The following is a 7,081-nucleotide window of genomic DNA, read 5'->3' as shown; positions in this document are numbered from 1 at the left end:
ACCACCGCCAAGCTCTCCGAGGACGGCACCCACTACGTCCTCAACGGCGCCAAGACCTTCATCACCGGCGGCGTCCACGCCGACCGCGTGATCGTGTGTGCGCGCACGTCCGCGCCGCGCAAGGACGACCGCCGCTTCGGCATCTCCCTGTTCGCCGTGGACACCAAGTCCGAGGGCTACTCCATCGGCCGCAAGCTGGACAAGCTCGGCCTGAAGACCTCCGACACCGCCGAGCTGGCCTTCGTCGACGTCAAGGTGCCCGCCGAAGACCTGCTCGGCGAGGAGAACAAGGGCTTCTCCTACCTCGGCAAGAACCTGCCCTCCGAGCGCTGGGGCATCGCCTATGACGCCTACGCCCAGGCCAAGGCCGCCATCCGCTTCGCCCAGCAGTACGTGCAGGAGCGCATCGTCTTCGGCGAGCCCGTCGCCTCCTTCCAGAACACCGGGTTCGAGCTGGCCGCCTGCCAGGCCGAGGTGGACGCCGCCGAGGCCGTCGCCGACCGCGCCCTGGAGGCCCTGGACGCGGGCGAGCTGACCCCGGCCGAGGCCGCCTCCGCCAAGCTGTTCTGCACCGAGGTCGCGCACCGCGTCATCGACCGCTGCCTCCAGCTGCACGGCGGCTACGGCTACATCAACGAGTACCCGATCGCCCGCCTGTACGCCGACAACCGCGTCAACCGCATCTACGGCGGCACCAGCGAGATCATGAAGACGATCATCGCCAAGTCGATGGGCCTCTGAAGCCGCCGCGTACAGCCGCACGACGATTCCGATGCTCCACTGGTCATAGCCCAAGGAGTTCGGTGGTCGGACGGTCCTTCTCACATCCGAAGCATCGGCTGACACAGCCGTCCGGATGATCGTGGGCGGCGGCAGCCCGACCGCGAAGCGACCGACTGGCGCCGCAGCCGACGGCATCACCGCTCTCGGCTGCGGCCTCATGGACGCGGCGATCGCACATGCTCCCGCGAGGAGCACTCACCATGAGACTCAGGGATTCCGGCGGCCGCATACAGCTGAAGCTCTGAACGGCCGAACAGCTGGAACGGGCCGGCGCAGTTGAGGACGACGACATCGGCAGGAGCCTGGCTGAGCGCCTGGTCGTCGGAGATCTCCAGAGCGAGAGCCCGGTCCTCGGGACCGAGCTCATCCACTCACCGGGTGCTCCTGACTCGCCCCCGAGTTCCACCTCGCCGCCGGCCGTCGCTGCCGGCGGCCGGCTTTTCGTCCTCACACCTGGCCCGGCACGTGAGGCACCCGTAATTCTCCTCGGTCGTGGCCCACTTGTGCCCCGGCAAAGCGGCCGCCCCCGACCACGCCGAACGTGGTCCTGACCGACACCGCCCACTCGTCCCGCACGATCCGGACCCCTCTGCGAAGACGAGTGGTCTCCCGGCCCCGAAGGCCCCTGTGCGGCGCAAGCGGCCGCCGGAAGCGTGGGCACACGCCTCCGACCGCTCCGCGCGCCGTTCTCCCAGGTCAACCCTCGAATCCTGCCTTCATCCGAGGCAGGCCCGATCGGCGCCCGAGATGACGGCGATCGACCACACAGACACGGCCGTCTCAGCGCCGTCCGAGTTCGACGTTGGCATCCCAGGCACTGGCCGTGATCCCTCGCTCACGCACCCTGCGCTTCTCGATCCGCTCGGACGGCGTCTTCGGCAGACTGTCCACGACCTCGACGTAGCGAGGGACTGCGAATCGTGGAAGGTCCTTCTCGAGGAACGCCAGGAGTTCGCGCGGATCGAGATCTGCACCCGCCGCCACGACGACGAGTACGGCGACGTCCTCTTCGCCGACCTCGGAGGGCACTCCGATGGCTGCCGCCTCGAGCACATCGGGGTGTGCGACCACCGCCTGCTCGACTTCCCATGCGGACACGTTCTCGCCACGGCGCCGGATCGAGTCCTTCTTCCGGCCGATGTACTCGATCCAGCCCTCACCGTCCTGACACACGAGATCACCGGTGTGGAACCAGAGGTTGCGCCAGGCCTCCACGGTTTCCTCGGGCTTGGTCCAGTAGCCCTGCATCATCGCGTACTCGTCGCGGGGCCGGAACACGAGCTCGCCGGTCTCGCCGGCGGCGACTTCGGCGTCATCCTCGTCGACCACGCGGACTTCCATCTCCGGGAGCGGCTTGCCGATGGTCCCCGGCTTCGTCTCGTCGCACGGAACCGCGGTGATCAGCAGGCACTCGGTCATGCCATAGGCCTCGACGATCTTGACTCCGAAGCGCTTCTCGAAGTCGAGCAGGACATCCCCGGGAGTGGAGGAGCAGATCGCGATGCGCGCCGGAATGTCGGCGTCGTCGGGGCGAGGCGGCTGCTTGTGAAGGAGCCACAGCATGGTGCCGACCGTCCCGAAGACGGTGGCCCCGTGGTGCCGCACCTCGTCCCAGAAGGACCGGACACTGAATCGGCTCCCCAGTGCGACGACACCTCCGAAGCACAGCCCCGCCGACACGTAGGAACGCGCGTCGATGTGGAACAGGGGCTGGACCAGGTAGTACACGTCGTCCGGACGAAGCTTGAGCAGATGGTGCGCGTGGTTCGCGTTCGCCGGGTAGTAGCGCTGGGGCAGCATCACCCCCTTGGACGGCCCGGTGGTGCCCGAGGTGTACATGATCGTCGCGATCTCGCCCGGACGCGGGAGCGGGAGCTCTCCGCCGGCCGCGCTGCCGTCGGCGAGCAGCTCCTCGAACGAGATGTGACGCGCGCGATCACCGAACGGGCGCAGCTCGGCTCCACAGCCGATGGTGACGACGACCTCGGGGTCGTAGGTGATCGTCTGCGCGAGTATGTCCAGGTAGTCCGCGGTTCCGATCAGCACGCGAGGTGAAGCGTCACTCACCAGGTAATCGAGCAGACGGCCCCGCACCTCGGCGTTGAACGGCACGTCGACGGCCCGCGCGGCGTTCGCCCCCAGCCACGCCCAGACCGCCTCCGGGCGGTTCTCGCACATCACCCCCACTCGGTCACCCGGCTCGACTCCCAGCCTTCGAAGACCGCGAGCGGTGGCTTCGACCCGATCGAGCACTTCCCGGTAGGTGAATGTCTGACCCGCGACCCGCAAGAACTCCGCATCAGGGGACCTTTCGGCGGACCGACGCAGCGCTTCATAGAGGCTGTTGGGAATGCTCACCAGTTCATACTCCACTCTGGCCCGAGGGCCTTCGCGTTGGCCGTCGCACGGACAGGCCTGGTTCGTGGCCTGACCATGCATCCCATGGACGCCGAGTGTGCGGTCACCGAAGCCGACATAGCCCGGCTGGGGGACGGTCACGGCACCTTCACCACCGGCTCACCCGCTCTCGGCCACGTCCCCCCACGGGACTTGGCCGAGGATGGCCTTCTGGTAGCGCACGAGCAGCCGCGGCGCGTTGATGCAGAGCGCTCCGCGGATCACGTCGTCCCGGCCGAAGAGGGCCACCATCGAACGGTCACCGGTCTGCCTGACCTCGATCTGCCGCGCGCCGCTCGCAACGCCGACGAACCGCGCCGTCGCGTCGAACTGATCGGACCAGAAGTAGGGAAGCGCAGCGAACGCCTCGGTTTCGCCGAGCAGGCTGAGGGCGGCCCGGCCGCCCTGTTCGGCCGCGTTGCGCCACTGCTCGACCCGCATGGTCTCGTCGAACAACGGGTGGTGCCAGCGAGCGACATCACCCGCCGCCACGACTCCGGGGACCGAGGTTCGCAGGCTCTGATCGCAGACAACGCCGTCGGAAACCTCGACACCGCTGCCGTCGAGCCAACCTGTGGCGGGAGCGACCCCGATGCCGGCGACGACCACGTCGGCGGCCAGCGTCGTCCCGTCTCCCAGTCGGACCTTGGTGCCGCCCTCGGTGACTTCGATCCGGTCCAGGGCGCTGCCGAGGTAGAGGTCGACCCCGTTGGCCTTGTGATGGTCTCTGAACCATCCACCGACTCGATCACCCAGCACCCTGGTGAGGGGCACCGGTGCCGTCTCGACCACGGAGACGTCCAGCCCCATCTGGCGCGCGGTCGCGGCCACCTCCAGGCCGATGAATCCGGCGCCGATCACCACGAGATGGCGCCCCGGCACAAGCTCCGCGTGCAGCGCCGCGGCATCCGCGAGAGACCGGACCACGTGCACCGGGCCCGTCTCGTCCAGGTCGCCCAACGAACGCGGAGTACATCCGGTCGCGATGACGAGCCCGTCGTAGGCCAGCTCGCAGCCACCTTCGAGGAGCAGCTGTCGTTGCCGGACGTCGAGGCCTGCCGCGGCCCTGCCGAGGCGCAGTTCGACTCCTTGGTCTCCGTACCAGCCGGGTTCCCTCAGCAGGAGCCCGTCCAGCTCGGGACCGCTTCGCAGTGCTTCCTTCGACAGGGGCGGCCGGTCATAGGGAAGGTGCGGTTCGGCACCGACGAGCGTGATCTCGCCCTCGTAGCCGTGCGTACGCAGCGCCTCGACGGCGTGGACCGCGGCCAGCGAGGCCCCGACAACCACGATGCGGTTCATCGCGTCGGCCTCTCTGCGCGATGTTCCCCATCGAGCCTCTTCGGCACCATGCTCGCTCTCCTTGGACGTGCGATCCGTTACGGCGAGGCCACTCTCCGCGCGATGTCGCCGGAGGCAGAGCGGCAGAGGCGAAACATGCCCGGATGGGGGGCGTGGCGGCGGCGAGAGACCGGCCGCCCGGTTCTTGCGCCGGCTCCCGACGGGGGCGGGCACGGCTGCGCGTCAAGCGACGCGGCTTCCGGCGGTTACGTCCGGCCGGCCTGTTGCTGCACGACCCAGCTCGCGATCTGGGTGCGCGTGGCGAAGCCGAGCTTCGTCAGGATCTTCTCGACGTGCCCCTCCGCGGTCCGCGGTGAAATGATCAGCGCCGCCGCGATCTCCTTGTTCGACATTCCCTCGGCGATCAAATCGGCGACCTGGCGTTCGCGCCGAGTCAGCGCAGGTGCGGCGGGCTGGGTCTCGGGTGCCGGTTGTACGCGCTCGCGCAGGGCCAGGGCGAGCGTCTCCTCTGCCGTCAGCGCGCTCCCCCGCCCGAACGCCGCGTCGAACGCGGCATTGCCGATCTTTTCCCGTGCCGCCTTCTCGAACCGCTCGCGCTGGGCGATCATGTGCGTCGAGCCGAACAGCTGGGCCCCGATGGTCTGCCACAGTGCGGTGGTCCCGCCCAGCAAGGTGGCCGCTCGCTCGGCGTCGCCCTTGGCCACAGCGGTCCAGGCGAGTACTTCGAGCACGAGCGCCAGCCCCAGGGTGTCGTGGAAGAACCGCTTGATCCTCAGCGCCTCGCACAGGTCGGCTTCCGCCCGGTCGCCCTCTCCGCGGATCAGCCTTACGAAGCCGCGCTCCCACAGGGCGTACGAAAGCTGCCAGCGATCTCCGACCGTCTGACACCACTCGAACAGATCGTCGACCACTTCCGCGGCCTTGTCGGCCTCGCCCAGCAGAATGTGGACGGAGGCCAGCTCGATCCGCAAGAAATTCGGGTATGCGGCGGGCACATCGGCATCGGCGTACTGCTGGAGTGCCTCCACGAACAGCGGGACGGCGCCGGACAGGTCCGAGCCGGCCAGGTCTGCCCTGAGGGAATGGCACAGTGCCCGGACGTGCGTGGCATAGGCGAGTGCGGCGAGATCGTGGAGCCGAAAGGCGACGTCCCGGGCCTCTTCGGCCAACGCCGTCGCTGCGGGCTCGTCGCCCTGGGCCATGGTGATGTAGGCGGCGGTCGAAAGCGCCCAGGCACGTTCCCGGCTCGGCTCCTGGTCGAGCGCCAGCGCCCGGTCCAGCCAGAGCTTGCCCTCGGTGAGGCAGCCCATGGCGATCCACAACCACGGCACCGCGGCCATGTGGAGGGCGACGCGCGCCTCACCGGGCTGGGACAGGCAGTAGTCCAGGGCGTGCCGCAGGTTCGCGTGCTCCAGCTCGAGCCTGCTCGCCCACTCCTGCTGCCTGTCGCCGCCCCATTCGTCGTCGGCCGTCTCGACGAGGCGCAGACACCAGTCACGATGCCGGCGGATCAGAACCGGCTCGTCCCCCGACTCGGCCAGTCGGGCCCGGCCGTACGCGTGGATGGTCTCCAGCATGCGGAAGCGGACGTACTTCCCCTGCTCCTCACGGATGAAGATCGACTTGTCGACCAGGCCGGCAACGGTGTCGAGCACCTCGTGCGCCGGGAGGGCTACATCGGTGCAGACCGCCTCGAGCCCGTCCACACCGAATCCTCCTGCGAAGACGGACGCGCGAGCCCACAGTGCCTGCTCCATCGGGCTGCACAGGTTGTAGCTCCAGTCGATGAGTGCCTGGAGGGTCTGGTGCCGCTCCGGCAGGTTGCGGTTGCCCTCCCGCAGCAGCTGGAACCGGTCGTCCAGGCGGCTCGCGAGTTCATCCACCGTGAGCACCCGCAAGCGCACCGATGCGAGCTCGATGGCCAGCGGGATCCCCTCCAGCCGATGGCAGAGGCGGATGACCGCCGCCTCGTTGTCCGGCGTGACCTCGAATCCCGGTACGACCGCCGCCGAACGCTCGGCGAACAGAGCGACCGATGGGTACCGCGTCGCCGTGCCGGGCTCCGGGGGGTCCTCGGGATCGGGCGCGGGCAGCGGCGGGACCGGGTAGACGTGCTCTCCGGCGATCCTGAGGGCCTGCCTGCTGGTGGCCACGATCCGGACGTCGGGCGCCGCCCGCAGCACCTGGTACGCCAGGTCCGCGGTGGCCTCCACCAGGTGCTCACAGTTGTCCAGGAGCAACAGCATGCGCCGTTCGCGCAGGTGATCACAGACCGTGTCCATCGACGGACGGGCCGACGACTCCGGAATGGCGAGGGCGTCGATCAGCGTGGTCGGCAACAGGGCCGGGTCCCTCAAGGAGGCCAGCTCCACCAGGCACACACCGTCCGGGAAGGCACGCCGTAGCTCCGTGGCCACGCGCCAGGCGAGCCGCGTCTTGCCCACCCCGCCGATCCCGGTCAGCGTCACCAGACGGGCTGCGGCAAGGAGTTGCCGGACCGCGGCGATGTCCTGGCGGCGGCCCACGAAGCTGGTGAGATCCGCCGGCACGGCATTCGGCAGCCTTGCTGGCAGCGTAACCATCAGGTCCCCAAGGGCGGCTC

Annotated in this window: 4 protein-coding genes; 1 reads left to right on the top strand and 3 read right to left on the bottom strand. The window is 69.0% G+C overall.

The window, feature by feature from the left end; translation table 11 throughout:
* Positions 1 to 741, top strand: a 741-nt coding sequence (locus ABZ318_RS26490) for an acyl-CoA dehydrogenase family protein (RefSeq protein WP_356904969.1), incomplete at its 5' end; no start/stop codon positions are given.
* 822 nt (positions 742 to 1,563) lie between these two features.
* Here ABZ318_RS26490 and ABZ318_RS26485 read toward each other — a convergent pair.
* From ABZ318_RS26485 to ABZ318_RS26475, 3 genes are all read right to left on the bottom strand, one after another.
* Positions 1,564 to 3,282, bottom strand: a complete 1,719-nt coding sequence (locus ABZ318_RS26485) for an AMP-binding protein (protein WP_356904968.1) — start codon at positions 3,280 to 3,282, stop codon at positions 1,564 to 1,566.
* An 18-nt stretch (positions 3,283 to 3,300) separates the two neighbouring features.
* Positions 3,301 to 4,479, bottom strand: coding sequence for an FAD-dependent oxidoreductase (locus ABZ318_RS26480; RefSeq protein ID WP_356904967.1), 1,179 nt, complete (start codon positions 4,477 to 4,479; stop codon positions 3,301 to 3,303).
* Between the two features lie 245 nt (positions 4,480 to 4,724).
* Entirely contained in the window at positions 4,725 to 7,061 is a 2,337-nt protein-coding gene (locus ABZ318_RS26475) for a LuxR C-terminal-related transcriptional regulator (RefSeq protein ID WP_356904966.1), read from the bottom strand.
* Positions 7,062 to 7,081: the final 20 nt, after the last annotated feature.

It is taken from the genome of Streptomyces sp. NPDC006197 (genome assembly GCF_040613865.1).
Taxonomy (GTDB): domain Bacteria; phylum Actinomycetota; class Actinomycetes; order Streptomycetales; family Streptomycetaceae; genus Streptomyces.
Note: the sequence above shows the minus strand (reverse complement) of the source record. Positions and strands in the feature narration are given on the sequence as shown.